The sequence below is a fragment of the Streptomyces sp. NPDC034670 genome (genome assembly GCF_055574875.1).
In genome coordinates this window covers 1-25637 of sequence record NZ_JBVITR010000062.1, presented here as the reverse complement: position 1 = coordinate 25637, position 25637 = coordinate 1, and the positions used below count along the sequence as shown (strand labels likewise).

The following is a 25637-nucleotide window of genomic DNA, read 5'->3' as shown; positions in this document are numbered from 1 at the left end:
TACCGCTACCGTCCGCGGAGCCGTCGCACGAGGATGCTCGCCTCTCCGCGGGTCTCCAGGTCGGCGAGGACCACGGCGACCGCCTCGCGGACGATCCGGCCGCGGTCCACGGCCAGTCCGTGCTCGCCGCGCAGCACCAGGCGCGCGTGCTCGAGGTCCATGAGCTCCTCGGCGGAGACGTACACGGTGATCTTCTCGTCGTGCCGCTCGCGGCCGCTGGGGCGGCGTGCCGCCGTTCTCGCGCGCTTGCGCGGGAGAGCCGCGGCGGTTCCCTCCTGCGCCGCCTGGCGCCGCCCGGAGCCCGTCGCGGTGCGGCTGCGGGACTCCCCGGCCTCGGCCGGCCCCGCGTCCGCGGCGACGTGCTCCGCGCCCCCGCCGTCGCCGCCCTGGGCGGGCACCGACTGCGGCGCGTCCTCCTGGGCCGCCGCGTCGACCTCCCCGGCGGGGGCGGGGACGCGGGCGTCGCCGCCTGCCTGGCGCCGGGGCGTGGACGCCTGGAGCGCCATTCCCCCTGTCGTACGGAAGAGTTCGTCGGCCCCGGGCAGACTCACTCGGCGTGACACCGGGCGAGCACCTCCCTGGCGAGCTGGCGGTAGGCGGCGGCACCGACGGAGTTGGAGGCGTAGGTGGTGATCGGCTCACCGGCGACCGTGGTCTCCGGGAAGCGGACCGTACGCCCGATGACCGTGTGGTAGACGTGGTCGTCGAACGCCTCGACCACGCGCGCGAGCACCTCGCGGCTGTGCACCGTGCGCGAGTCGTACATCGTGGCGAGGATGCCGTCGAGCTCCAGGTCGGGGTTGAGCCGCTCCTGGACCTTCTCGATGGTCTCGGTCAGCAGGGCCACACCGCGCAGCGCGAAGAACTCGCACTCCAGCGGCACGATCACCTTGTGGGCGGCCGTCAGCGCGTTGACCGTGAGCAGGCCGAGCGAGGGCTGGCAGTCGATGACGATGAAGTCGTAGTCGTCCAGGAGCGGCTTCAGCGCGCGCTGGAGCGTGGACTCGCGCGCCACCTCGCTCACCAGCTGGACCTCGGCCGCCGACAGGTCGATGTTGCTGGGCAGCAGGTCCATGTTGGGGACCGCCGTCTTCAGCAGTACCTCGTCGGCCGCCATCCCCCGCTCCATGAGCAGGTTGTAGACGGTGAGGTCGAGTTCCATCGGGTTGACGCCGAGACCGACCGACAGCGCGCCCTGCGGGTCGAAGTCCACGAGCAGCACCCGGCGTCCGTACTCCGCGAGCGCGGCACCCAGGTTGATGGTCGACGTCGTCTTGCCCACGCCGCCCTTCTGGTTGCACATCGCGATGATCTTCGCGGGGCCGTGGTCGGTCAGCGGGCCCGGGATCGGGAAGTACGGCAGCGGGCGTCCGGTCGGGCCGATGCGCTCGCGGCGCTGGCGCGCCGCGTCGGGCGCGAGGGTGGCCGCGTACTCCGGGTCGGGCTCGTACTCGGCGTCGGGGTCGTAGAAATGCCCCTCGGGCAGTTCGTCGTAATCGGCGAAATGGTTGTGGGGCGCGCCACTTCCGTCGCCGGCCATGGCGTTCACGTGATGGCCATCCATGCTTCGGTGTGCAGTGCGAGTCGCCTGCTGACTCTGGTGGGCTGCGAAGGTGCGCACAGCGACGGAGCCGACAGGAGCGAACCCCGCGGGTTCCTGGCCCCGGGCAGGCGTTCCTGGTTGACCACCCCCGGGAGTAAATGTCGACTCATTCACAAGTCGTCTTACCTCCTTGGTGACCAGGAAACTTCTAGACAGGTCAGCGTGGCACCATGCCGACGGTTGGCGACTCTATGGCGTGTCGGCGGTCCGCAGCAACACAATCCACCGGACCCGGCCCGATGTGTCGGCAATGAAACCTCCCTCTGTCAAGGACGTACGGCCGTCGTACGGCAGGTTTCACCGGTGTGCGAATCGGTGGAAGCGTGACGTTCGAGGTGAGTTGTGCCGGGGCCGGGAGTGACCATACACACACCCGGCCGGACCTTGTCGGGCAAGGTCCGGCCGGGTATGCGGTGTTGACGGGCGGTGCGGGGGTCCCTCCGGCCGGGCGGAGCGAAGACGGCGGGGGCGCCGCCCTCGCCGGCCGGTGAGCCGGTCGACTTGCCTCCTGGGCGACTCAGCCGATCAGCGAGGCGAGTTCCACGTGCTCGAGGCCGTGCGCTTCGGCGACCTCCCGGTAAACGACCTTGCCGTCATGCGTGTTGAGCCCCTTGGCGAGCGCCGGGTCGCGGCGCAGCGCCTCGGCCCAGCCGCGGTCGGCGAGTTCGACGATGTACGGCAGCGTGGCGTTGGTGAGCGCGTAGGTGGAGGTGTTGGGCACCGCGCCCGGCATGTTGGCGACGCAGTAGAAGACCGACTCGTGGACCTTGAAGGTCGGCTCGGCGTGCGTGGTCGGGCGGGAGTCCTCGAAGCAGCCGCCCTGGTCGATCGCGATGTCGACAAGGACACTTCCGGGCTTCATCCGCGCGACGAGGTCGTTGCTGACCAGCTTCGGCGCCTTGGCGCCGGGGACCAGCACCGCGCCGATCACGAGGTCGGCCTCCAGGCAGGCCTTCTCCAGCTCGAAGGCGTTGGAGACGACGGTCTGGATCTTCGTGCCGAAGATCCTGTCGGCCTCCTTGAGCTTGTTGATGTCCTTGTCCAGCAGGGTCACGTGGAAGCCCAGGCCTATGGCGATCTGCGCGGCGTTCCAGCCGGAGACGCCGCCGCCGATGACGACGGCCCGGCCGGCCAGCACACCGGGGACACCGCCGGGCAGCACCCCGCGACCGCCGTGGGCCCGCATCAGGTGGTAGGCGCCGACCTGCGCGGACAGCCGGCCCGCGACCTCCGACATGGGGGCCAGCAGCGGCAGCGCGCGGTTGGGCAGCTCGACGGTCTCGTAGGCGATCGCGGTGGTACCGGCCTGGAGGAGGGCGTCCGTGCACTCCTTGGAGGCGGCCAGGTGCAGGTAGGTGAAGAGCGTCTGGTCCTTGCGCAGGCGGTGGTACTCCTCCGCGACCGGCTCCTTGACCTTCAGCAGCAGGTCGGCGGCGGCCCACACCTCGTCGGCGGTGTCCAGGATCTGCCCGCCCGCGGCGACGTACTCGCCGTCCGGGATCGAGGAGCCGACGCCGGCCCCGCGTTCGATGACGACCTGGTGACCGTGGCGCACCAGCTCGTGCACGCCGGCGGGGGTGATGGCCACCCGGAACTCGTTGTTCTTGACCTCGCGGGGGATGCCGACCTTCACGTCGATCACGGTCCTTGGCTCAGGGGATACGGGTGTCTTGTATACGCGTACCCGGGCACACACGGGCACACCGGGGGAAACCGCAGAAGATGGTGCGGCAGAGCCAGTCTAAGGAAGGTATTCCCGCTGTCTAGCCTTTCATTGCATCAATCTTCAGCGGATGTGCTGCGGATTTCGCAGGTGTCATCCCCTTGGTCCCGCTCGGAGCCGCCCTCCGGAACCTCCTCGCCCAGCAGGTGTCCGGCCGTGCCGCGGTGCAGCGCGGCCGACGCGGGGTCGCCGAGCCGCTCGAAGGAGTCGGCCAGCCGCAGGTGCAGCGCCGCCCGCAACCGGGCGTCCTCGGCCTGACGCGCCCGCTCCACGGCCTCCTGGCAGGTGCGCAGCGCCTCCTCCGGCCGGCCCGCGTACTCCTGCACGCGGGCCAGCTCGCCGAGCGCCCGCGCCTGTGCGGCCGCGTCCCCGTCCCTGCGGTACCCGGCGACGGCCGCGCGCCAGTTGCGCAGCGCCTCGTCGTAGCGGCCGGCGCGGGTGTGGGCGGTGCCGATCCGGCCGTAGAGCCGGGCCGCGTCCGCGCGTTCGTCCCGGGCGAGCCGCTCGGTCAGGGCCCGGCCGAACCAGTCGGCGGCCCGGTCGTGGTCCCCGAGTTCCAGGTGCGCGCCGCCCACGGATTCCATCGCGCGGCCGGTCGCGTACGGGTCGCGCGCCGCACGCCCCGCGTCCAGCGCGGCCCGGTAGCGCGCCAGGGCGTCGGCCGTGCGGCCGGCGCGGGCGTCGAGGTCGCCGAGGTTCAGCAGGGCCGCCGCCTGCTCGCGGGGCAGCCGGCGGCGCTCGGCGACGTCCAGGACCAGGCCGTGCAGGGCGTAGAGGTCGCTCGCGGCCGCCCGGGCGCCGACGTGCGCCACCACGGCCCGCACCAGCTGGGACAGCAGCCGCCGGGCCAGGGTGTCCAGCTCCCCGTCGGCGACCGCGAGCCGGGCGGCGGCCAGCAGGGCGGGCCTGCTCAGGCGCAGCCAGTCGGCGGCGGCCCGGGGGCCGGCGAAGCGCAGGGAGCGCGGCATGCCGAGAAGCCTCTCGCGCGCCAGGGGGCTGTCGGTCTCCGTGACCGCCCTGCACGACTGGAGCAGCCGTACGGTCCGCTCCAGCATGCGGGCGCGGGCCAGCTGGAGCTCGGCGGGGCGCTCATGGGTCTCGGCGAGGTCGCGCAGCAGGGGGTGCAGACAGCCGGGCACCTCGTACTGCGGCAGCGGCGAGGCCACCGCGTGCAGCAGGCCGTGGGCGACGAAGTCGTCCAGGGCGCCGCGGGCGGCGTCCACCGAGCAGCCGGCGAGCGCGGAGGCCGTGTGCGGGTCGACCAGGCCGGCCGGGGCGAGGCTGAGCAGGCGCAGGGTCCGGGCGGCGGGCGTCGGCAGCGAGGCGTGCACGAACCGGAGGACGCGGCCGATCACGGTGCCCCGGCCGGTCTCCGCCTGCAGCTGCCGGGCGAGGTCGGCGACGGCGGCCTTGGGCCGGGCGGCGAGCCAGCCCCCGGCCAGCACCAGGGCGGCCGGCTCGCCCTCGCACTGCTCCGCGAGCTTCTCGGCGGCCCGGGGGTCGACGGTGACGCGGACCGCCCCGGCGGCCCGGGACAGCAGCCGCACCGCGGACCTGGTGTCGAGGCCGCCGAGCGTGCAGGGCCGGACGTCCGCGATACCGGTCAGCGGTCCCGAGGAGACGGCGACGGCCAGGCAGTCCGGGTTGTCCGGCAGCAGCGCGTCGACCTGCTCGGCGTCGGCCGCGTCGTCGAGCAGGAGCAGCGCCCGGCGGTCGGCGAGGGCGGTGCGCAGCGCCTCGGTGAGGTCGTCCTCCGGGGCGCCCGCGGGGGCGGGCACCTCCAGCGCGTCGAGCAACGCGCGCGCGGCGCGCCCGACGGGCACGCGCGTGCCGTCGGGTTCGGTCAGGCGGGCGCGCAGCATCCCGTCGGGGTAGCGATCGGCGACCCGGCGCGCGAGTTCCCCGGCGAGGGCCGTCCGGCCGGAGCCCGGACGGCCGGCGATGAGCAGCACGCGCGCGCGGGGCGCCTTGCGGCCCGAGAGGGTGTCCAGTCCCGCGCGCTCGATGTCGGCGCACAGCTCCTTCAGCTCCCTGGCGCGGCCCAGGAACCGGCCCTCCACGGCTGTGTCCCGGGAGAGCCGCACCCTGCCCGGGTCCACCACCTGATCCGTCACGGGCCACGCTCCCGTCCCACCGCACGCGCGGGCCCGCCCCGGTGCGGAGGGCGTCGCGCGTGCTTCTCGGCTCACTCGCGAAGAGCCTAGTTCAGGCTCCGCCCCCTTCCCGGCGGAGCGCCGCGGACCCCTCCCCTGATCGGATCAGCCGATGGTCACATCATGGGCGTGCGACCGTCCGGACGGCGTCAGACCTCGAACGGGCGCGCGGGCCACGGCGTCTGGGCCGGGCGCAGCGCGTCCAGCCCGTCCCCGGCCCGCGCGGCGACGAGCGAGAGGACGCCCACCACGAGGCAGTTGTTGTGCAGGTCGCCGGCCAGCACCCCGCGCACCAGTTCGTCGACGGACACCCGGGCCAGCTCCATGTCGGCCTCCTCGGCCTCGGCCGCGAAGCGCTCGCCCTCCGCCGCGGACAGGCCCCGGGCGAGGAAGATCCGTACGGCCTCGTCGCAGCCGCCGGGGGTGGTGTACACGTCGGCCAGCACCCGCCAGTCCTCGGCCTTGACGTGCGCCTCCTCGTACAGCTCGCGCTGGGCGGCGTGCAGCGGGTTCTCGCCGGGGACGTCCAGCAGGCCGGCCGGGATCTCCCACAGCTTGTGGCGCACCGGGTGGCGGTACTGGCGCAGCACCAGGACGCGGTCGGCGTCGTCGAGGGCGAGGACGGCCACGGACCCGGGGTGGACCTGGTAGTCGCGGTGGGCCACGGCCCCGTCGGGCATGACCACGTCGTCGGTGCGGACGGAGGTCTTGTGCCCCACGAAGGGGGTCGCGGTCGCCCGGACCTCCCACTCCTCCGGGGTGTCCTTGATCGTCATGCCTGTCCTTCCGAACGTGCGGCGTTCGTGCGCGTGCGCTGCGTGAGGGAGCAGCCGGGGCGCGGACCGGTCGAAGGTCCGCACCCCGGCCACCGTACAACCGGTGTGCTACTTCGCGATCTTCCGCTCGACGGCGGCCTTCACCAGACCCGCGAAGAGCGGGTGCGGACGGGTCGGGCGCGAGCGCAGCTCCGGGTGCGCCTGGGTGGCGACCAGGTACGGGTGGACCTCGCGCGGGTACTCGACGTACTCCACGAGCTTGCCGTCCGGGGAGGTGCCGGAGAAGACGATGCCCGCCTTCTTCTCCAGCTCCGCGCGGTAGGCGTTGTTCACCTCGTAGCGGTGGCGGTGGCGCTCCTCGACGTACTCCTTGCCGTCGTACACCTCCCGCACGATCGAGCCCTCGGCCAGCTTCGCCGGGTACATCCCGAGCCGCATGGTGCCGCCCATGTCGCCCTCACCGGCGACGATGTCCATCTGCTCGGCCATGGTGGAGATGACCGGGTGGGCGGTGGCCGGGTCGAACTCGGTGGAGTTGGCGTCGGAGATGTCCGCCAGGTTGCGCGCGGCCTCGATCACGATGCACTGCAGGCCCAGGCACAGGCCCAGCAGCGGGATCCGGTTCTCGCGGGCGTAGCGGATGGCGCCGACCTTGCCGAGCACCCCGCGGTCGCCGAAGCCGCCGGGGATGCAGACGGCGTCCACGTCGCCGAGCTGCGCCTGGGCGCCGGCCGGGGTCTTGCAGTCGTCGGAGGTGACCCACTTGATCTTCACGCGGGCCCGGTTGGCGAAACCGCCCGCGCGCAGCGCCTCGGTGACCGAGAGGTAGGCGTCGGGCAGGTCGATGTACTTGCCGACCAGGGCGAGGGTGATCTCGTGGTCGGGATTGTGGACGCGGTCGAGCAGGTCGTCCCAGGTCGTCCAGTCCACGTCGCGGAAGGCCAGGTCCAGCTTGCGGACCACGTAGGCGTCCAGGCCCTCGGCGTGCACGACCTTCGGGATGTCGTAGATCGAACGGGCGTCGGGACAGGCGACCACGGCGTCCTCGTCCACGTCGCACATCAGCGAGATCTTGCGCTTGATCGCGGTCGGCACCTCGCGGTCGCAGCGCAGCACGATCGCGTCCGGCTGGATGCCGATGTTGCGCAGGGCCGCGACCGAGTGCTGGGTCGGCTTCGTCTTCAGCTCGCCCGAGGGGCCGATGTAGGGCAGGAGGGAGATGTGCACCACGAAGACGTTGTCCCGGCCGACCTCGTGCCGCACCTGGCGGACGGTCTCCAGGAACGGCAGCGACTCGATGTCGCCGACCGTGCCGCCGACCTCGGTGATCACGACGTCCACCTCGTCCGTCGCCATGCGGCGGATGCGGTGCTTGATCTCGTTGGTGATGTGCGGGATGACCTGCACGGTGTCGCCCAGGTACTCGCCGCGCCGCTCCTTGGCGATCACGGTGGAGTAGACCTGGCCCGTGGTGACGTTGGCGGAGCCGTCCAGGTCGCGGTCGAGGAAGCGCTCGTAGTGGCCGATGTCCAGGTCGGTCTCGGCACCGTCGTTGGTGACGAACACCTCACCGTGCTGGAAGGGGTTCATCGTGCCCGGGTCCACGTTCAGGTACGGGTCGAGCTTCTGCATCACGACGCGCAGACCCCGGGCCTTGAGCAGCATGCCGAGGCTGGAGGCCGTCAGGCCCTTGCCGAGAGAGGAAGCGACACCCCCGGTGACGAAGATGTGCTTGGTCGTCGAAGATTTGGGCGGCATGGCCAAGAGGGGGCTCCCGTGGTCGCGGTCTGGGATGCGGTTCCGGGGTTTCTCGCCCACCGGTCCACGGGCTACCAGCGTATCAGCGCCGCGACGCGACGGTGCCCGCGCACGCACCACGAACGCGCCGCGCACGCACCGCGCACGCGCCGACACGGAAACGCACCCCTCGCGGCTCTCCGTCCGCCGCTCACTCGTTCAGCGGAACCTCGTTGCCCGGAGCGGCACACAGATCATCTACGTGCGTCGTATCCTGCTCGGACACTCACCGACGAGCCCGGCCGGCCGAACGGCACCACCCCCGCCCGTAAATTCCGGAACAACGACGGCTCGTCGGTTCGTTGAGCAACAATTGGCGCTTTGCACGACGACTGAGCGACTGCAGTGCTTCACGCTCAACAACGCATGGCAAAAACCCCTTGACCGCACTAGCGACAGCCCCCTCGCGGGGTGACGTGGCCGTTCGACTGGAGTTGCACGTGGCCGGGCGCATCGAAGACTACGCACTCATCGGAGACATGCAGACCGCCGCACTGGTCTGCCGGGACGGCACGGTGGACTGGCTGTGCCTGCCCCGCTTCGACTCGCACGCCATCTTCGCCGGCCTGCTGGGCACCGAGGAACACGGTTTCTGGCGGATCGGTCCGGCGCACGCCGCCGACCAGCAGCCGCCCGCCGCCACCCGGCGGAACTACCGCGGCGACTCGCTGGTCCTGGAATCGGAGTGGGAGACCCCGCGCGGCACGGTCCGGGTGACCGACTTCATGCCCCCGCGTGACGGCGCCCCGCAGCTGATCCGCATCGTGGAGGGCCTCTCCGGCCGGGTGCCGATGCGCTCGGCGCTGCGGATGCGGTTCTCCTACGGCCGGGTGGTGCCCTGGGTGCGCAGGCACGAGGGGCGCACGGTCGCCGTCGCGGGCCCCGACTCCGTGTGGTTCGACACATCCGTCGAGACCTACGGCGAGTCGCTGACCACGTACTCCGACTTCACGGTCGCGCCGGGCGACCGGATCGCCTTCACGATCTCGTGGCAGCCCTCGCACAAGGAGCCGCCGCCGCTGCCGGAGCCGGAGCAGTCCCTGGAGGCGACGGAGGACTTCTGGCGCGAGTGGGTGGAGCACTGTACGTACCACGGCCCCTACCGCGAGGCCGTGATCCGCTCCCTGATCACGCTGAAGGCCCTGACCTACGCCCCGACCGGCGGCATCGTCGCCGCGCCCACCACCTCCCTGCCGGAGGACATCGGCGGCGTCCGCAACTGGGACTACCGCTACACCTGGCTGCGGGACGCGGCGATCACCCTGTCCTCGCTGCTGCGCACCGGCTACCGCGAGGAGGCCCGCGCCTGGCGCGAGTGGCTGCTGCGCGCGGTGGCGGGCGACCCGGAGAACCTGCAGATCATGTACGGCATCGCCGGTGAGCGCGAGCTCGGCGAGGCGGAGCTGGACTGGCTGCCCGGTTACGAGGACTCCGCCCCGGTCCGGGTCGGCAACGGCGCCGCCCACCAGCTCCAGCTGGACGTGTACGGCGAGGTCATCGAGGCCCTGCACCTGGGTCACATGACCGGCCTGGCCCGCAACGACTACGCCTCCCTGCTCCAGGTGAAGCTCATCGGCTACCTGCGCAAGCACTGGCAGGAGCCGGACGAGGGCATCTGGGAGGTGCGCGGTCCGCGCCGCCACTTCGTGCACTCCAAGGTGATGGCCTGGGTCGCGGTCGACCGCACCATCAAGCTCATCGAGTCCGGCGAGGTCGACGGCCCGCTGGAGGAGTTCCGGCAGGTGCGCGACGACATCCACCGGGACGTGTGCGAGAAGGGCTACGACAAGGAGCGCAACACCTTCACCCAGTCCTACGGGTCGAGGGAACTGGACGCCGCCCTGTTGCTGATCCCGCAGGTGGGCTTCCTGCCGCCGGACGACAAGCGCGTGATCGGCACCATCGAGGCGATCCAGCGCGAGCTGTCCACGCCCGACGGCTTCCTCCTGCGGTACCCGACGGAAGGGGAGAACGCGGGCGTCGACGGCCTGGCGGGCGACGAGGGCGCGTTCCTCGCCGTCTCGTTCTGGCTGGCCGACGACCTGGCGATGATCGGCCGCGTGGACGAGGCCCGCAAGCTGTTCGAGAAGCTGCTGGCGCTGCGCAACGACCTCGGGCTGCTGGCGGAGGAGTGGGACCCGCGCCTGAAGCGCCAGGTGGGCAACTTCCCGCAGGCGTTCAGTCACGTGCCGCTCATCGACACCGCCCTGCGGCTGACGGCGTCCGGGGCCTACGGGGGCTGAGGACGCCCGGCGGGGGCGGGTGCAAGGGCACCCGTCCCCGTACGGCTCCGCGACGGCCGCCGGGCGCGCGGGCACCGCGCCCCGGGCGAGGTGCTCCGCACCGGCCCGCGCGGGTACCGTCCCGCCCATGGACAGCGGCAGGGACGGTGAGTACGGGACCCGGGGCGCCGGGATCACCGTGCGGCGGGCGCTGGAGCTGCCCGGGCTGCGCGGCGGGCTGCCGGAGGTCGTGGCGGGCGCCGACCGGTTGCAGCGCACGGTGCGCTGGGTGCACGCGGGTGAGGTGCCCCACATCGCCTCGCTGCTCAAGGGCGGCGAACTGCTGCTGACCACCGGGTACGGGCTCGGACACCGTCCGGCCGACCAGCGCGCGTTCGTGCGCACGCTGGCCGAGCGGGGCATCGCGGCGCTCGTGGTGGAGCTGGGCCCGCGCTTCGCCCGGCTGCCCGCCGCCCTCGTCGACACGGCCCGGGCGGTGGGGCTGCCGCTGGTCCAGCTGCACCGCGAGGTGCCGTTCGTGACCGTCACCGAGGAGATCCACACCGAGATCGTCAACGGGCACTACGCGCTGCTGCAGCGCGCCGAGGAGGTGCACCGCCGGTGCACCGAGGCGCTGCTGGGCGGCGGCGGGGTCCCCCGGGTCCTGGAGGTCCTGGCCGGGTTCACCGGCAACCCGGTCTTCCTGGAGACGACGGACGGACAGCTGCTGTACGCGGCCGGGGAGGGCCCCGAGGGCGCGGATCCGCTCCAGGTGTGGGAAGGGCTGCGCGACCGGCACCGGGGCGACCCGCCGGCCGGTTCGGCCCTGGTGGACGTGCCCGGCGGAGGTCCCGGCAGCGGCGGCGTGCGGGCCCGGCTGGTGCTGCTGCCGGTACGGAGCACGCCCGAGCCGGTGCACCGCATGGCGGCCGAGCGGACGGCGGGCATCCTCGCCGTGGTGCTGATGCAGGCCCGTCAGGAGGAGGAGCTGGCGGCGCGGGGGCGCGGGGACTTCCTCAGCGACCTCGCCGAGGGCCGGATCGCCGCCCGGGACGCACCCGCGCAGGCGCGCGTGCTGGGCTTCGGGCCGGGCGCCGGCCCGCTGCTGCCGGTGGTGATGCGGCTCGGCGACGCCCTGTCCCCGCAGGGGGGAGGCTGGGCGGTGCTGGCCCGCGCGGTGGCCGAGGAACTGGCCTCGCTCGGGGTGCCCGTGCTGCTGGGGGTGCGGCCGGTCGAGGGGCGGGTGCCGCTGCTGCTCGGGCTGCGCGCGGAGGCGGAGCGCCCGGCGGTCGCGGACCGGGTGGCGGCGGCGCTGCGGGCCGGGGCGGAGCGGGCGGGCGTGCTGCGGCCGGGGACCCGGCCGCCCGTGGTGGTGGTCGGGCCGGCCGGCGGCTGGGCGGCGGTGCCGACGGGGCTGCGGCACGCGGCGGAGACGGCGACCGCGGCACAGGGGCTGCCGGACCGCCCGTGGTACGACGCCCGCCGGCTGGACATCGACCTGCTGCTGTGGCGGCTGCGCGACCATCCGGACCTGGCCGCGTTCGTGGACCGCGCGATCGGTCCCCTCCTGGACCACGACCGCCGCTCCAGGCCGCCGCTGCTGCCCACCCTGGAGACGTACCTGGCGCACGCGGGGCGCAAGGCGGAGACGGCCCGCGAACTGCACCTGAACCGGCAGACGCTCTACAACCGGCTCGCCCGCATCGGCGAGTTGCTGGGCACCGACCTCGACGACCCGCAGACGGTCCTGGCGTTGAGCCTGGCCCTGCGGGCCCGGCGGCACGTGTCCTGAACCGCCGGCGCCTGGCCGGTGCCTGTCCCGTGCCGGTCCCGGTCCGGGTCAGATCAGCGGCCGCGGCCGGGTCAACTCGTCGTACACGCTGAGCACCTGGGCGACCGTCTCGTCCTCGGTCGGCCAGGTCGACGCCTGCCGCGCGCCCCGCTGCCGGAGCAGCTCCCTGCGTCCGGGGTCGTCCAGCAGGCGCAGCACGGCGTCGGCGAGCGCCCGCGCGTTGCCGTACGGGACGAGTTCGGCGGCGTCGCCGACGAGTTCGGGGATGCCGCCGACACGGGTCGCGACGAGCGGCACGCCTGCCCGGAGGGCCTCCTGGGCGAACGGGGAGCGGGCCTCCCACCGGCTGGGCAGCAGCGCGAGGTCGGCGGCGGCGAGCAGGTCGGGGACGTCCTCGCGCCGGCCGACGAGCCGGACCGGCAGTTCCTCGTCCTCGATCCGCCGCTGGAGCTCGCCGCGCAGCGGCCCCTCCCCCGCGACGACGACCAGCGGAACGGGGTCGAGGCGGCTCCACGCGTACGTGGCGTCCAGCAGGGTGGTGTGGCCCCGGTGCCGCTCGAGGGAGCCGACGGCGACGAGCAGCGGGCGTCCCATGGCGCCGAGTTCGGCCCGGACCTTGGACCGGAGCCGGTCGGGGTCCTCCGGCTGCGAGGGCGTGCGCGTCCCGGGGAGCGGGACCGCGGCCAGCCGCGCGTCCCGCGCTCCCGTGCGGCGCGCCCGGTCGACGAGGGCGGAGGTCGTCCCGAGCACCACGGTGGCCGACCTGACGACCCGTCGTTCGAGCATCCGCAGGAAGTGGGCGCGCGGGCCGTCGGCGTGCGCCCGGTCGTGCCAGGTCACGACGAGCGGGGTGGGCCGTCCGCCGAGGGCGAGCACCGTGCGGAAGGAGGCGTGCAGCCCGTGCGCGTGCACCAGGTCGGCGTCCCGGCAGGCCGCCCGCAGCGCGGCCACCGATCCCGGGTCGCTGCTGCGCGGCACGTACACGTGCTCGGCGCCGACGCCCGTGAAGCCGTAGGTGTGATCCGCCTCGGTGGGGGCGCACACCGTGACCCGCACGCCCCGCGCGACGAGCCCCTCGGCCAGCGAGCGCACATGGGCGCCGCTGGCGGCGTTGCCGCCGCCCAGCACCTGCACGGTGCGCAGCGTCGACCGGCCGTGCGGTGCGTGGCTGCTCACGGGGGTCACGTGGCCGGGCTCCTGGTTCGGGTCGGACGGTCACGGAGAACGTACAGAAGGACCGCGTGGAGGGGTGTGCCGCGCGGTTCTTCCGCGTACTTCCGTCAAGGATGCCAGGACAGGGGGGAGTTCCGGGACGGCCGGAGCGCGGGGGCGGGGCCGCGCGGGAGGACATGTCACCCACACGGGTGACGGAAGCGTCGGCTCCGGTGACGGGCCCGCCGCGCGGCTCCCCAGTCCCCGCCCGGCCGCCGCGCCCGTCCGGTCCCCGTGCGCCGCCGCCACGACCGGCGAGGGCGCCACGGGCGGCGTCCGGCCCGCCCGGCGCCCGCCACGACCGCGGCCGGCCGCGCCCGGCGCGTGCGCCCCCGTGTCCCGGGCGTCACGCGCTCCCCCGGGCCGTCGGCCGGCCCGGCCGCCGCGGCGCCCGGACTACACGTCCGCCCGGGCCGTCGCCAGCAGTTCCTCCGCGTGGGCGCGGGCGGTCTCCGAGTCCTCCTGGCCCGCGAGCATCCGGGACAGCTCCCTGATCCGCTCCTCGCCTTCGAGCACCTTCACGCCGGACCGGGTGACCGACCCGTCGTCGGTCTTCTCCACCAGGAGCTGCCGGTCGGCGAACGCGGCCACCTGGGGCAGGTGGGTGACGACCACGACCTGCGCCGTCTTCGCCAGCTTCGCGAGCCGGCGCCCGATCTCCACCGCCGCCTTGCCTCCGACACCGGCGTCGACCTCGTCGAAGAGGTACGTCGGCACGGGATCCGTGCCCGCGAACACGACCTCCACGGCCAGCATCACGCGCGACAGCTCACCGCCCGACGCCCCCTTGGCGATGGGCCGGGGCGGCGCCCCGGGGTGCGGGGCCAGCAGCAGCTCGACCTCGTCCACGCCCGACGGACCGTAGGCGACCGTGCGTCCGCCGACCTCGACGCCCTCGGGGTCCTCGGTCTGCCGGATGTCGAACGACACCCGTGCGTGCGGCATGGCGAGCGAGGCCAGTTCGGCGGTGACCGCCGCCGCGAACCGCTCCGCCGCCTCCGTCCGCGCGTCCGTCAGCTCCTGGGCCAGCGCGCCCAGCCGGGTGCGCAGTTCGTCCCGCTCGGCGGTCAGTTCCGCGATCCGCTCGTCGTCGCCGTCCAGTTCGGTCAGCCGCGCGGCGCTCCGCTCGGCCCAGGCCAGCACGGCCGCGATGTCCTCGCCGTACTTGCGGGTCAGCCCGGTGAGCGCGGCCCGCCGTTCCTCGACCGCGGCCAGCCGCAGCGGATCGGCGTCCAGGTCGTCGGCGTACCCCGCCAGTTCCCCGGCGACGTCACGCAGCAGGATGCCGACCTCCCCGATCCGGTCGGTGAGCGCGGCCAGCGCCGGGTCGTGGGCCCGTACGGCCTCCAGGGCCCGCTGGGCACCCGCGACGAGCGTTCCGGCGTCGACGCCCTCGGGGTCCTCCGGGTTGCCCGCGAGGGCGGCGTGCGCGACCGCCGCGGCGGACGCCAGCGCCTCGGCGTGCCCGAGCCGCTCGGCCTCCTCCGCCAGTTCCACGTCCTCGCCCGCGCGCGGCTCCACGGCGGCGATCTCCTCGAGCCCGAAGCGCAGCATGTCGGCCTCCTGGGCCCGCTCACGCGCGCGCGTGGTGATCTGTTCGAGCTCCGCGGTGACGGCCCGCAGCCGCTTGTACGCCTCGCGGTACTCGCCGAGCGGCACGGCGACCGCGTACCCGGCGTACCGGTCGAGCGCCTGGCGCTGCCGGGACAGCTTCAGCAGTCCCTGCTGGTCGGTCTGCCCGTGCACGGCCACGAGGTCGTCGGCGATCTCGGCGAGCAGTCCCACGGGCACGCTCCGCCCGCCGACGTGCGCCCGGGAGCGTCCCTCGGCGGAGACGGTACGGCTGATCAGCAGCGTCCCGTCGTCGAGTTCGGCCCCGGCCTCCTCGGCCCGCGCGACGGCAGCGGTGTCCCGGGGGACGGTGATCCGCCCCTCCACGACCGCGTTCCGCGCTCCGATCCGCACCAGGGCCGCGTCCGCCCGTCCACCCAGCAGCAGGCCGAGGCTGGTGACCACCATGGTCTTGCCCGCGCCCGTCTCGCCGGTGACGGCGGTGAAGCCGGGCGACAGCTCGACGACAGCGTCGTCGATCACTCCGAGCGACCGTATCCTCATTTCCTCCAGCACGTTCCAGACCTTACGAGGTTTCGCGGTGGACGTGCGACGCCGCCCCACCCATCAGGGGATCACCGCACGTCGTGACCGCGCGGCGGCCACTCGTCGAACAGGCGTTCCCGTCCTCGCGCCGGGCCCCTCCCGGTGCGGCGCCCCGCTAGTGCGGCGCCCCGCGCCACCCCGAGACCGGCAGCGCGAACTTCGCCACCAGCCGGTCCGTGAACGAGGCGTGGTGCAGCCGGGCCAGCCGCACCGGCACGGCTCCGCGCCGCACCTCCACCCGGGCGCCGGACGGCAGCTCCACCGTGCGCCGCCCGTCGCACCACAGCACGCCCGGCGGCACGTGCGGCAGCACCTCCACCGCCAGCACCGAGTCCGGCGAGGTCACCAGCGGTTTGGCGAACAGCGCGTGCGCCGAGATCGGCACCATCAGCAGCGCCTCCACCTCGGGCCACACCACGGGCCCGCCCGCGGAGAACGCGTAGGCGGTCGAGCCGGTCGGGGTGGCGCACACGATCCCGTCGCAGCCGAACCCGGTGACCGGACGCCCGTCGATCTCCAGCACGACCTCCAGCATCCGCTCGGCGGACACCTTCTGCACGGCCGCCTCGTTCAGCGCCCAGTCGGTGTGCACGATGTCGCCGTTGCGGTGCACGACGACGTCGACGGTCATGCGCTCCTCGACCTCGTACGCCCGGCTCACCACGCGGTCGACCACCTTGTCGAGGTCGTCCCGCTCGGCCTCGGCGAGGAACCCGACCCGCCCGAGGTTGACGCCGAGCATGGGCACCCCGGAGGCACGGGCGAACTCGGCGCCGCGCAGCAGCGTCCCGTCGCCGCCGAGCACGATCAGCAGCTCGCAGCCGTCCAGGGACTGCGGCGTGGCCTCCTTGACGGTCTCCACGTCGTCCGGCAGCGGCAGGTCGCGCGCCTCGTCCTCCAGCACCCGCACCCCGAGCCCGGAGCGCAGCAGCCCCTTGACCACGAGTTCGGCGCTGCGGATGGCCGCGGGCCGCCCGGTGTGGGCCAGCAGGAAAACAGTACGAGCTCGGTTCTGTGTCAACGCGGCCCCTCCGCCACTGCACGGTCAACGTCGGCCGGGTCCAGTTCCGGGGCCCCGGCCCGCAGCCACAGAAAGTATTCGACATTCCCGGAGGGTCCGGGCAACGGACTCGCCGTCACGCCCTTCGCCCCGAGCCCCAGCTCCCAGGCCCTGGCCGCCACCTCCCGCACGGCCTCGGCGCGCAGCTGCGGGCTGCGGACCACTCCCCCGCTGCCCAGCCGCTCCTTGCCCACCTCGAACTGCGGCTTGACCATCATCACCAGGTCGGCGTCCGGCTTCACGCACCGCTTCAGGGCGGGCAGCACCAGCCCGAGCGAAATGAAGGACAGATCCCCCACGACAAGATCCACAGGCTCCCCATCGATGGCCTCGAGCGTCAACTCCCGCACGTTCGTACGGTCCTTGACGGTGACGCGTTCATCGTTGCGCAGGGTCCAGGCGAGTTGTCCGTATCCGACGTCCACGGCGACCACGTGCGCGGCCCCGGCCCGCAGCAGGACGTCGGTGAAGCCGCCGGTGGAGGCGCCGGCGTCCAGCGCCCGCCGCCCCTCGACCACCAGCCCGCGCGGTCCGAAGGCGTCCAGCGCGCCGGCCAGCTTGTGGCCGCCGCGCGAGACGTAGTCCGGATCGCCCGCGTCGGCGGCGACGACGATCGCGGCGGCGGTCTCCACCTGGGTGGCGGGCTTGGTCGCGACGGTCTTGCCGACGCTGACCCGGCCCGCGGCGATCAGCTGGCCGGCGTGCTCGCGCGAGCGCGCCAGCTTGCGGCGGACCAGTTCCGCGTCGAGACGGCGGCGTGCGACTCCTGCCACGTTCGGTTCAGCTCCTGTGTACGTGTGCCGAGGGGGACGGGTGGCCCGAAGGGCCTGGTCGGGGGGTGGTGCTCGGGTGACGGGCGGGAGCCGGGGGCCCCGGGCGGGCGTCGAGCGCGGTGAGCGCGTCGCGCAGCCCCCGGTGGACATCCTCGTACACCTCGACGTGGTCGTCCGTGGCGAGGTGGTCGACGTCGGCCAGCCGCTCGAGACGGGCGTCCACCCCGGCGTCGCCCGTGGGGGTGCGCGGCACGCCCAGGGGGGCCGGGGCGGCGGGCTCCTCCCCGGGCAGGGGCTGCGGCCCGGCGTGCTCCGGCTCCGGCTCCGCGGCCCCCGCCTCCGGTACTGCGTCGTTCATGCCCCGACGCTACCGCGAACACCTGGGGTACCGTCGTCCGCGATGGCCACGATCGAGGAGTGCCGTGCCGCACTCGACAAGCTTTCGGACACCATGCGGCAAGCCGAGGGGGACGTCCGCGCGGCCGCGGCGCTGGACCGCTCGGTCAGCTGCCACCTCACCGACCTGGACGTGACCTTCGCCGGCCGCCTCACCGACGGCCGGATCGCGGTGCACGACACCTTTCCGGGCCCGCCGCGCGAGAAGGCCCAGATAAGACTCGCGATGACCGGCGACGACCTGGTGGCCCTGGTCGGCGGCGAGCTGCACTTCGCCAGGGCCTGGGGTTCGGGCCGGGTGAGGCTGGAGGCGGGGCTGCGCGACCTGTTCCGGCTCAGGAAGCTCCTGTGACGCCCACCTTCCGGGCCGCGCCCCGGTGCCCGGCCGCCGCCCGCGCCCCGCGCGCCGCCGGCACGATCAGGGGCGTGCCCGTCTCGGGGTCGTCGATGACCTGGCAGCGCAGCCCGAAGACCTCCTCCACCAGCCCGGCGGTGACGATGTCCTTCGGCGCGCCCTGGGCGACGACCTTCCCCCCGCGCAGGGCGATGAGGTGGGTGGCGTACCGGGCGGCGTGGTTGAGGTCGTGCAGCACGGCGACGAGGGTGCGCCCCTGCTCCTCGTGCAGGTCCGCGCACAGGTCCAGGACGTCGATCTGGTGCTGGATGTCCAGGTAGGTGGTCGGCTCGTCCAGCAGCAGCAGCGGGGTCTGCTGGGCCAGGGCCATCGCGATCCACACGCGCTGGCGCTGACCGCCGGAGAGCTCGTCGACGTACCGTTCCGCCAGCTCGGCGACCCCGGTCCGCTCCATCGACTCCCGGACCACCCGCTCGTCCTCGGCCGACCACTGGCGCAGGATGCCCTGGTGCGGGTAACGGCCGCGGCCCACCAGGTCGGCGACCGTGATGCCGTCGGGCGCGATCGACGACTGGGGCAGCAGTCCCAGGGTCCGGGCGACCTTCTTCGCGGGCATCGACTGGATGACCTGCCCGTCGAGCAGGACCCGGCCCCCGGCGGGCCGCAGCATCCGCGACAGCGCCCGCAGCAGCGTCGACTTGCCGCACGCGTTGGGGCCGACGATCACGGTGAAGGAGTTGTCCGGTATCTCCACCGACAACTGCTCGGCGATGACCCGCTGGTCGTAGGCGAGGGTGACGTTCTCGGCGGACAGTCGGTTCACGGTGCTCCTTCGGTCGTCCAGCCCGCTGCTGGCACTGCTCTTGCCGCCCCCGCTCTTCTCGGTCCCGGCCCTCATATGCGTCCCGCCCTGCGCTCGGTGACCAGCAGCCACAGCAGGTACACACCGCCGAGCACGCCGGTGACCACGCCCACGGGCAGCCGGTCGGCGCCGAACGCCCGCTGCGAGACCCAGTCGGCGGTGACCAGCAGGGCCGCGCCCATGCACAGCGACGCCACCAGGTTCGGCCCGGGCGAACGGGTCAGGCGCCGGGCGAGCTGCGGCGAGGTGAGCGCGACGAAGGCGACCGGTCCGGCGGCGGCGGTCGCGGAGGCGGTGAGCAGCACGGCCGACACCAGCAGCACCAGCCGTACGCGCTCCACCCGCACCCCGAGGGCGGAGGAGACGTCGTCGCCCATCTCCATCATCCTCAGCCCGCGGGAGTTCGCGAGGACCACCGGGACGAGGACCGCGCACAGGGCGAGCAGCGGCCAGACCTGGGCCCAGTCACGGCCGTCGAGGGATCCGGTCATCCACACCACCGCGCGGGCCGCGTCGACGATGTCCGACTTGGTGAGCAGGTACCCGTTGACCGCCGTGACGACCGCCGAGACACCGATGCCGACCAGGACCAGCCGGTACCCGTGCACGCCCCGCTTCCAGGCGAGCACGTAGATGGCGAACCCGGTCACCAGCCCGCCGGCCAGCGCGCCCAGGGCGACCTCGTTGGCGGTGCCGGAGAACAGCACGATCACCGTGAGCGCACCGGCGGTCGCCCCCTGCCCGAGGCCGAGGACGTCCGGACTGCCCAGCGGATTGCGGGAGACGGCCTGGAACAGGGCGCCGCCCAGTCCGAGCGAGGCGCCGACCAGCAGGCCGACCAGGACCCGGGGCAGCCGCAGTTCGGTGACGATGAACTCCTGCCCGGCGTCGCCCTCCCCGAGGAGCGTCCTGAGCACGTCGGCGGCGGGTATCGGGAAGTCGCCGGTGCCGATCAGCACCACGCTCGCGGTGAGCGCCGCGAGCAGGAGCAGCACGACGACGGTGAGGGCGCGCACGTCCAGGCGGACCGAGAGGCCGCCGGGGGTCCGCACCGCGCGGTTGGTCTTCACAGCTGGGCCGTCCTCCGCCGTCGTACCAGAAGGATGAAGACCGGGCCGCCGAGGAGCGCCGTGACGATGCCGACCTGGAGCTCCGCGGGCCGGGTCACGATCCGGCCGATCACGTCGGCTCCGATCAGCAGCACGGGCGACAGGATCGCCGCGTACGGCAGGATCCAGCGCAGATCGGGCCCGGTGAAGGAGCGCACGACGTGCGGCACCATCAGGCCGACGAACACGATCGGCCCGCACGCGGCGGTCGCGGCCCCGCACAGCACCGTCGCGGCGAGCATGGACAGCGCCCGGGTGCGGTTGAGGTGGGCGCCGAGGGCCCTGGCGGTGTCGTCGCCCATGGCCATGGCGTTGAGCGGCCGGGCGAGCCCCAGCGCCAGCAGGAAGCCGGCCAGCAGGAACGGCAGGACCTGCTCGATGGTCGAGGCGTTCCCCGAGGAGAGCGATCCCACCGTCCAGAAGCGCATCCTGCCGAGCGCCGCGTCGTCCAGGATCATGACGGCCTGGATGTAGCCGTAGAGCGCGGCGCTGATCGCGGTGCCGGCGAGCACCAGCCGCACCGGCGTCGCACCCCGGCTGCCGCCCAGGAACCACACCAGCGCCCCGACGGCCGCCGCCCCGAAGAACGCGAACCACACGTATCCGGACAGCGAGGTGACGCCGAAGAGGGTGATGGCGGTGACCACGGCCGCGGACGCGCCCGCGTTGATGCCGAGCAGCCCGGGGTCGGCCAGCGGATTGCGGGTGAGCGCCTGCAGCACCGCCCCCGCCAGACCGAGCGCCGCGCCGGCGAGCAGGCCGAGCACGGTGCGTGACAGCCGGTCGGCGACGACGACGTCGCTGTAGCTTCCGGTGTCCTCGAACAGGCCGTGCCAGACCTGCCCCGGGGACAGGTCCTTCGCTCCGACCGCGAGGCTCGCCAGCACGACGAACACCAGGATCACGACGGAGACGAGCAGCCCGAGGGAGCGCACGGCCCGGCGCCTTGGGGGCGCGGGGGCATCGTCCGCGCGCTGTTCGGGGGGACTCTCGACCAACACGCGGTTAGGTTAGCCTACCCTGCTGTTCGATCACGATCCCCGAACTCCCCCTCCGGAGGGCCGGAGGGCCGGGGCTCACAGCCCCAGCCGCGCCAGCGCCTTGCCGCCGTCCAGTTCGCACACTCCCTCACCGGCCGCCGTCCACGCCGCCGCGCACAGCGCACGCAGCCCGTCCGGCGCGGCACCGTCCCCGTCGAGCTCCAGGCTCCGGGCACCGGCCGTCGCCGTCCATCCGCCGCACCGGAACCCGCCGTCCGTCCGGGCGACCTCCGGCTGCCCGGTGAGCAGGCCGCGCAGGTCGGCGTCGACATAGGTCGGCCGGTGCCGCGGCGGCGCGGCCAGCAGCCGCGCGCCGTCCGTCACCCCGGTCAGCACCAGCAGCGAGTCGACCCCGCCGTTGAACGCGCCCTCGATGTCGGTGTCCAGCCGGTCTCCCACCACCAGCGGCCGTCCGGCCCCCGTGCGCAGGATCGTCTCCCGGTGCATCGGCGGCAGCGGCTTGCCCGCGACCTGCGGTTCGGCGCCCGTGGCGATCCGTACGACCTCCACCGCCGCGCCGTTGCCGGGGGCGATGCCCCGCCCGCTGGGGATCGTCAGGTCCGTGTTGGACGCGAACCACGGCACCCCGCGCGCGACGGCGTAGGACGCCTCCGCGAACCGCCCCCACGGCAGCTCGGGTCCGCCGTACCCCTGCACGACCGCCACCGGGTCGTCGTCCGCCGACTCCACCGGCACGAGCCCGCGCTCGCGCAGCGCCACCCGCAGCCCCTCGCCGCCGACCACCAGCACCCGGGAGCCCTGCGGCACCTGGTCGGCGACCAGTCGCGCCACGGCCTGCGCGGAGGTGATGACGTCACCGGCGTCCGCCGGTATCCCCAGCTCGGTCAGGTGCGCGGCCACGGTGTCCGGAGTGCGCAGGGCGTTGTTCGTCACGTAGGCGAGGCGCATGCCGCCCTCGCGGGCCGCCGCGAGCGACTCGACCGCGTGGACGATCGCGTTCCCGCCCGCGTACACCACACCGTCGAGGTCGAGCAGCGCCGTGTCGTACGCCTCGCTCAGGGCCCGCCCACTGGCCCCGGGCCCCGTCCTGACGCTCCGGCTCATTCCGCATCGCTCCTCGTTCGACGGCTTTCCCCCGATCATCCCCCATGCCACCGGCCCCCGTACGATGCCGGGATGAACACAGCAGGTCACTCGGAAGCAAAGGCGCCCCGGGGCCTGGAACTCACCCCGTTCCGAGGCCTTCGTTACGACCCCGACCGGGTCGGCAGCCTGGCCGCCGTGACATCCCCGCCGTACGACGTCGTCGTCCGCCCGGACGGCCTGCACCACCTCCAGTCCGCCGACCCGCACAACATCGTCCGGCTGATCCTGCCCGAGGCGGACACCCCCGAGGCCCGCAACGCCCAGGCCGCCGACACCCTGCGCCGCTGGCGCGCGGAGGGCGTCCTGACCGCCGACACCGAACCCGGCCTGTACGTCTACGAGCAGCGCGACGACGCCGGCATGCTGCAGCGCGGCGTCATCGGTGCGCTGCGCGTCTCGGACCCCGAGGAACGGCTGGTCCTGCCGCACGAGGACGTCATGCCGCACGTCGTCGCCGACCGCGCCGCCCTCATGCGGGCCACCTCCGCCAACCTCGAACCACTGCTGCTGACCTACCGCGGCGACGGCACGGCGACCGCCGCGGCCGGCCCGGTCGAGCGCACCGCCGAGCAGCCGCCGCTCCTCGCGACCACGACGGAGGACGGCATCCGCCACCGTCTGTGGTCCGTCACCGACCCCGCGGCCCTGGCCGCGATCGGGCGGGAACTCGCCGGCCACCAGGCCCTCATCGCCGACGGCCACCACCGCTGGGCGACCTACCGCAGGCTCCGCGCGGAGCACCCCTCCCCCGGCCCCTGGGACCACGGCCTGGTCCTCCTCGTCGACACGGCCCGCTATCCCCTGCGGGTCCGCGCCATCCACCGCCTCCTGCACGACCTGCCGGTCGCGGACGCGCTGGGCGCCCTCGACGGCCTCTTCCGCGTCCGCCGTCTCGGCGGCACCGCGCTGCCCGGAGCCATGGACGCCCTGGCGGAGGCGGCCTCCGCGGGCAACGCCCTCCTCCTCGCCGGAGACGGCGCCTTCCACCTCGTGGACCGCCCCGACCCGGACCTGCTGGCCCGCACGGTCCCGGCCGACCGGCCCGCGGCCTGGCGCGCCCTGGACGCGACGGTCCTGCACGCCACGCTCCTCGAGCACGTCTGGCAGGTCCCCGAGGACTCCCCCGCCCGCATCTCCTACATCCACGACACGACCGCCACGGTCGAGAAGGCGGAACGCGACGGCGGGACGGCGGTGCTGATGCACCCGGTCCACGAGGACGTCGTCCGCGACCTCGCCCGCCAGGGCGTCACGATGCCCCGCAAGTCGACGTCGTTCGGCCCGAAACCGGCCTCCGGCCTGGTCCTGCGCGCACTCGACCTCTGACGCCCGGAGGACACGCGTGAGGGGGCGGGCCCCGACGGGACCCGCCCCCTCGTCTCCGCCTTCACCCCCGTCGCCCACGGCGCGGGGCGTCAGGACGTCGGTCAGTCCTTGCCGGTGTCCTCGGCCTCGTCCTCGTCGGCACGGGCGTCGTCGTTCCCGCCCTCGTCGAGCACGTCCACGAACTCCACGCCGTCCAGCTCGGCCAGCCGGTCGGAGGCGTCCGTGCTGCCGTCCCGGTCGGCCTCGACGGCCTTGGCGAACCAGTCCCGCGCCTCGCCGCTCCGTCCGGCGGCGAGCAGTGCGTCGGCATAGGCGTAGCGCAGTCGCGCGGTCCAGGGCTGCACGGAGTTCGACGCCAGCTCGGAGCTCTGCAGCGTCACGATCGCCGCGTCCAGCTGCCCCATGTCACGCCGGGCACCGGCCGCGACGAGCCTCATCTCGACCTGCCCGGCCTTGTCGAGCTTCTGCACCTCGGGCGCCCCGGCCATGTCCAGTGCCTTCTCCGGCCGTCCGAGCCCGCGCTCGCAGTCGGCCATGAGCGGCCACAGCTCGACGGTCCCGGTCATCCGCCGCGCGGCCCGGAACTCCGCGAGCGCCTCGGCGTACTTCTGGTTGGCGTACGCGGCGAACCCGGCGGCCTCCCGCACGGCGGCGACGCGCGACGCCAGCCGCAGGGCCACCCTGGAGTAGCCGTACGCGCCCTCGGGGTCCTCGTCGATCGACCGGGCGACCATCACCAGGTTCTTGGCGACATCCTCCGCGAGGGTCTTGGGCAGGCTCTGCAGCTCCTGCCGTACGTCCTTGTCGATCTCCTCGCCGGTGACGTCCTCGGGAATCGGCAACCGCTTGATCGGCTCGCGGTCCCGTTCCCGCTCCTCGTGGAACCGCCTGCCACCGTGCCGGTCGTCGCGCCCACGGTATCCACCGGGCCGTCCGCCCCGGTCGTCCCTCCGAGGCCCTCGCCCGCGGTCGTCGCGCCCACGGAAACCGCCCCGCTCACCACCGCGGCCGTCCTCCCGCCGGAAGCCACCGCGCTCGCCACCGCGGCTGTCGTCCCTGCGGAAACCACCCCGGTCATCACCCCGGCCGTCCTCCCGCCGGAAGCCGCCCCGGTCGTCACCGCGGCTGTCGTCCCTGCGGAAACCACCCCGGTCGTCCCGCCGGCCGTAGCCCCGGTCGTCGCGCCCACGGAAACCACCACGGTCACCGCGGTCGCCCCGGTCGTCGCGCCCACGGTATCCACCGCGCTCGCCACCCCGGCTGTCGTCCCTGCGGAAGCCGCCCCGGTCGCCACCGCGGCTGTCGTCCCTGCGGAAACCACCCCGGTCATCACCCCGGCCGTCCTCCCGCCGGAAGCCACCGCGCTCGCCACCACGGCTGTCGTCCCTGCGGAAACCACCCCGGTCATCACCCCGGCTGTCGTCCCTGCGGAAACCACCCCGGTCGTCCCGCCGGCCGTAACCCCGGTCGTCGCGCCCACGGAAACCACCACGGTCACCGCGGTCGCCCCGGTCGTCGCGCCCACGGTATCCACCGCGCTCGCCACCCCGGTTGTCGTCCCTGCGGAAGCCACCCCGGTCATCACCCCGGCTGTCATCGCGCCGGCCATAACCCCGGTCGTCACTCCGACGGAAGTCGGAACGCTCACGCTCTCCGTCGCGCTGATCGGTCCTACGGTCGTCCCGCCCGCGGTACCCCCCGCTCCGCTCACCACGGTGGTCGTCACGGTCCCGGAAGCCGCCGCGCTCCGGCCGACCGCCACTGCGGTCGTCGCGCCCACGGAAACCGCGGTCGCGGTCACCGCCTCGGTCCCTGTCCCGGTCGCGGTCGCGGTCATCGCGGCGGAAAGAGGGACGGTCGCCATCCCTGCGGAATCCACGATCACGGTCGTTGCCGCGACGCGGGCCGCCCCACTGACCGCCACGGTCGGAACGGTCACCACTGTCCCGTCGCCGCTGGTCGCGCTCCGGTCGGTCGTCGGGAGAGTTGGTGGACATCGGTAACTCCTGTCTTCGGTACCGCAAGCATAAATAAAAAAGGACCCTTGGTCCCAGCTGAACGCTGGGACCAAGGGTCCTTCCAACAATTGTTCGGCGGCGTCCTACTCTCCCACAGGGTCCCCCCTGCAGTACCATCGGCGCTGTGAGGCTTAGCTTCCGGGTTCGGAATGTAAC

General features: G+C 73.8%; 21 protein-coding genes and 1 rRNA gene. 5 read left to right on the top strand and 17 right to left on the bottom strand.

Annotated elements, in window-relative coordinates; translation table 11 throughout:
• Window positions 1–5: 5 nt before the first annotated feature.
• The 6 genes from ACZ56B_RS29065 to ACZ56B_RS29040 all read right to left on the bottom strand — a co-directional run bounded on the left by ACZ56B_RS29065 (window position 6) and on the right by ACZ56B_RS29040 (window position 8013).
• A complete protein-coding gene (locus ACZ56B_RS29065; RefSeq protein ID WP_468796857.1) occupies window positions 6–551 on the bottom strand; it encodes a hypothetical protein in 546 nt (181 codons plus the stop codon).
• The gene (locus ACZ56B_RS29060; RefSeq protein WP_468796815.1) at window positions 548–1564 is read right to left on the bottom strand and encodes a ParA family protein; all 1017 of its coding nucleotides are present in this window, start codon (window positions 1562–1564) and stop codon (window positions 548–550) included. The genes ACZ56B_RS29065 and ACZ56B_RS29060 overlap by 4 nt, the downstream gene beginning before the upstream one ends.
• Before the next feature lie 556 nt (window positions 1565–2120).
• Window positions 2121–3245 (bottom strand): alanine dehydrogenase, encoded by a 1125-nt coding sequence (gene ald / locus ACZ56B_RS29055; RefSeq protein ID WP_468796812.1) that lies wholly within the window; start codon window positions 3243–3245, stop codon window positions 2121–2123.
• 137 nt (window positions 3246–3382) lie between these two features.
• Window positions 3383–5440, bottom strand: a complete 2058-nt coding sequence (locus tag ACZ56B_RS29050) for a tetratricopeptide repeat protein (RefSeq protein WP_468796809.1) — start codon at window positions 5438–5440, stop codon at window positions 3383–3385.
• Window positions 5441–5628: 188 nt separating this feature from the next.
• The gene (locus ACZ56B_RS29045; RefSeq protein ID WP_468796806.1) at window positions 5629–6255 is read right to left on the bottom strand and encodes an NUDIX domain-containing protein; all 627 of its coding nucleotides are present in this window, start codon (window positions 6253–6255) and stop codon (window positions 5629–5631) included.
• A gap of 108 nt (window positions 6256–6363) precedes the next feature.
• Window positions 6364–8013: a CTP synthase gene (locus tag ACZ56B_RS29040; protein WP_468796803.1), complete on the bottom strand. Its 1650-nt coding sequence runs from the start codon at window positions 8011–8013 to the stop codon at window positions 6364–6366.
• 479 nt (window positions 8014–8492) lie between these two features.
• On the opposite strand from ACZ56B_RS29040, the gene ACZ56B_RS29035 reads away from it, so the two are divergent.
• Window positions 8493–10295, top strand: a complete 1803-nt coding sequence (locus ACZ56B_RS29035; protein ID WP_468796854.1) for a glycoside hydrolase family 15 protein — start codon at window positions 8493–8495, stop codon at window positions 10293–10295.
• Window positions 10296–10422: 127 nt separating this feature from the next.
• Window positions 10423–12066: a PucR family transcriptional regulator gene (locus ACZ56B_RS29030; protein ID WP_468796800.1), complete on the top strand. Its 1644-nt coding sequence runs from the start codon at window positions 10423–10425 to the stop codon at window positions 12064–12066.
• A gap of 48 nt (window positions 12067–12114) precedes the next feature.
• Here ACZ56B_RS29030 and ACZ56B_RS29025 read toward each other — a convergent pair whose 3' ends face one another.
• The 5 genes from ACZ56B_RS29025 to ACZ56B_RS29005 form a co-directional block, all read right to left on the bottom strand.
• Window positions 12115–13251, bottom strand: a complete 1137-nt coding sequence (locus tag ACZ56B_RS29025) for a glycosyltransferase family 4 protein (RefSeq protein ID WP_468796797.1) — start codon at window positions 13249–13251, stop codon at window positions 12115–12117.
• Window positions 13252–13674: 423 nt separating this feature from the next.
• The gene (gene recN / locus ACZ56B_RS29020) at window positions 13675–15393 is read right to left on the bottom strand and encodes a DNA repair protein RecN (RefSeq protein WP_468796851.1); all 1719 of its coding nucleotides are present in this window, start codon (window positions 15391–15393) and stop codon (window positions 13675–13677) included.
• A 157-nt stretch (window positions 15394–15550) separates the two neighbouring features.
• Window positions 15551–16456: an NAD kinase gene (locus ACZ56B_RS29015; RefSeq protein WP_468796794.1), complete on the bottom strand. Its 906-nt coding sequence runs from the start codon at window positions 16454–16456 to the stop codon at window positions 15551–15553.
• Window positions 16453–17268 carry a TlyA family RNA methyltransferase gene (locus ACZ56B_RS29010; RefSeq protein WP_468796791.1) on the bottom strand — a complete coding sequence of 272 codons (816 nt, stop codon included), beginning with the start codon at window positions 17266–17268 and terminating at the stop codon, window positions 16453–16455. The genes ACZ56B_RS29015 and ACZ56B_RS29010 overlap by 4 nt, the downstream gene beginning before the upstream one ends.
• Window positions 17269–17275: 7 nt before the next feature.
• On the bottom strand, window positions 17276–17626 hold the full coding sequence (locus ACZ56B_RS29005) for a hypothetical protein (protein ID WP_468796788.1): 351 nt from the start codon (window positions 17624–17626) through the stop codon (window positions 17276–17278).
• 42 nt (window positions 17627–17668) lie between these two features.
• Here ACZ56B_RS29005 and ACZ56B_RS29000 point away from each other — a divergent pair, with 42 nt between their 5' ends.
• Window positions 17669–18016: a sterol-binding protein gene (locus ACZ56B_RS29000; RefSeq protein ID WP_468796785.1), complete on the top strand. Its 348-nt coding sequence runs from the start codon at window positions 17669–17671 to the stop codon at window positions 18014–18016.
• Here the strand turns inward: ACZ56B_RS29000 and ACZ56B_RS28995 are convergent.
• The 4 genes from ACZ56B_RS28995 to ACZ56B_RS28980 all read right to left on the bottom strand — a co-directional run bounded on the left by ACZ56B_RS28995 (window position 18000) and on the right by ACZ56B_RS28980 (window position 22095).
• Window positions 18000–18917, bottom strand: coding sequence for an ABC transporter ATP-binding protein (locus ACZ56B_RS28995; protein WP_468796782.1), 918 nt, complete (start codon window positions 18915–18917; stop codon window positions 18000–18002). The genes ACZ56B_RS29000 and ACZ56B_RS28995 overlap by 17 nt on opposite strands.
• On the bottom strand, window positions 18914–19951 hold the full coding sequence (locus ACZ56B_RS28990) for a FecCD family ABC transporter permease (protein ID WP_468796779.1): 1038 nt from the start codon (window positions 19949–19951) through the stop codon (window positions 18914–18916). Before ACZ56B_RS28990 ends, ACZ56B_RS28995 begins: the two co-directional genes overlap by 4 nt.
• Window positions 19948–20991, bottom strand: coding sequence for a FecCD family ABC transporter permease (locus ACZ56B_RS28985; protein ID WP_468796777.1), 1044 nt, complete (start codon window positions 20989–20991; stop codon window positions 19948–19950). The genes ACZ56B_RS28990 and ACZ56B_RS28985 overlap by 4 nt, the downstream gene beginning before the upstream one ends.
• A 75-nt stretch (window positions 20992–21066) precedes the next feature.
• A complete protein-coding gene (locus ACZ56B_RS28980) occupies window positions 21067–22095 on the bottom strand; it encodes an HAD hydrolase-like protein (protein ID WP_468796774.1) in 1029 nt (342 codons plus the stop codon).
• A 72-nt stretch (window positions 22096–22167) separates the two neighbouring features.
• Here ACZ56B_RS28980 and ACZ56B_RS28975 point away from each other — a divergent pair, with 72 nt between their 5' ends.
• Complete coding sequence (locus tag ACZ56B_RS28975) at window positions 22168–23463, top strand: DUF1015 domain-containing protein (protein WP_468796771.1); 1296 nt, start codon at window positions 22168–22170, stop codon at window positions 23461–23463.
• A gap of 101 nt (window positions 23464–23564) precedes the next feature.
• On the opposite strand, the gene ACZ56B_RS28970 is transcribed toward ACZ56B_RS28975, so the two are convergent.
• Window positions 23565–24305: a tetratricopeptide repeat protein gene (locus tag ACZ56B_RS28970; protein WP_468796768.1), complete on the bottom strand. Its 741-nt coding sequence runs from the start codon at window positions 24303–24305 to the stop codon at window positions 23565–23567.
• 36 nt (window positions 24306–24341) lie between these two features.
• Between ACZ56B_RS28970 and ACZ56B_RS28965 the strand changes: the two genes are divergently transcribed.
• The gene (locus tag ACZ56B_RS28965) at window positions 24342–25466 is read left to right on the top strand and encodes a hypothetical protein (RefSeq protein WP_468796765.1); all 1125 of its coding nucleotides are present in this window, start codon (window positions 24342–24344) and stop codon (window positions 25464–25466) included.
• A gap of 85 nt (window positions 25467–25551) precedes the next feature.
• On the opposite strand, the gene rrf is transcribed toward ACZ56B_RS28965, so the two are convergent.
• A 5S ribosomal RNA gene (gene rrf / locus ACZ56B_RS28960) occupies window positions 25552–25637 on the bottom strand; the annotation flags it as partial.

Excerpts from the sequence above, each read along its gene's own strand:
- ACZ56B_RS29060 (WP_468796815.1), bottom strand. The coding sequence starts at position 1,564 with ATGGATGGCCATCACGTGAACGCCATGGCCGGCGACGGAAGTGGCGCG.
- ACZ56B_RS29045 (WP_468796806.1), bottom strand. The coding sequence starts at position 6,255 with ATGACGATCAAGGACACCCCGGAGGAGTGGGAGGTCCGGGCGACCGCG.
- ACZ56B_RS29040 (WP_468796803.1), bottom strand. The coding sequence starts at position 8,013 with ATGCCGCCCAAATCTTCGACGACCAAGCACATCTTCGTCACCGGGGGT.
- ACZ56B_RS29030 (WP_468796800.1), top strand. The coding sequence starts at position 10,423 with ATGGACAGCGGCAGGGACGGTGAGTACGGGACCCGGGGCGCCGGGATC.
- recN (WP_468796851.1), bottom strand. The coding sequence starts at position 15,393 with ATGAGGATACGGTCGCTCGGAGTGATCGACGACGCTGTCGTCGAGCTG.
- ACZ56B_RS29005 (WP_468796788.1), bottom strand. The coding sequence starts at position 17,626 with ATGAACGACGCAGTACCGGAGGCGGGGGCCGCGGAGCCGGAGCCGGAG.
- ACZ56B_RS29000 (WP_468796785.1), top strand. The coding sequence starts at position 17,669 with ATGGCCACGATCGAGGAGTGCCGTGCCGCACTCGACAAGCTTTCGGAC.
- ACZ56B_RS28995 (WP_468796782.1), bottom strand. The coding sequence starts at position 18,917 with ATGAGGGCCGGGACCGAGAAGAGCGGGGGCGGCAAGAGCAGTGCCAGC.
- ACZ56B_RS28980 (WP_468796774.1), bottom strand. The coding sequence starts at position 22,095 with ATGAGCCGGAGCGTCAGGACGGGGCCCGGGGCCAGTGGGCGGGCCCTG.
- ACZ56B_RS28975 (WP_468796771.1), top strand. The coding sequence starts at position 22,168 with ATGAACACAGCAGGTCACTCGGAAGCAAAGGCGCCCCGGGGCCTGGAA.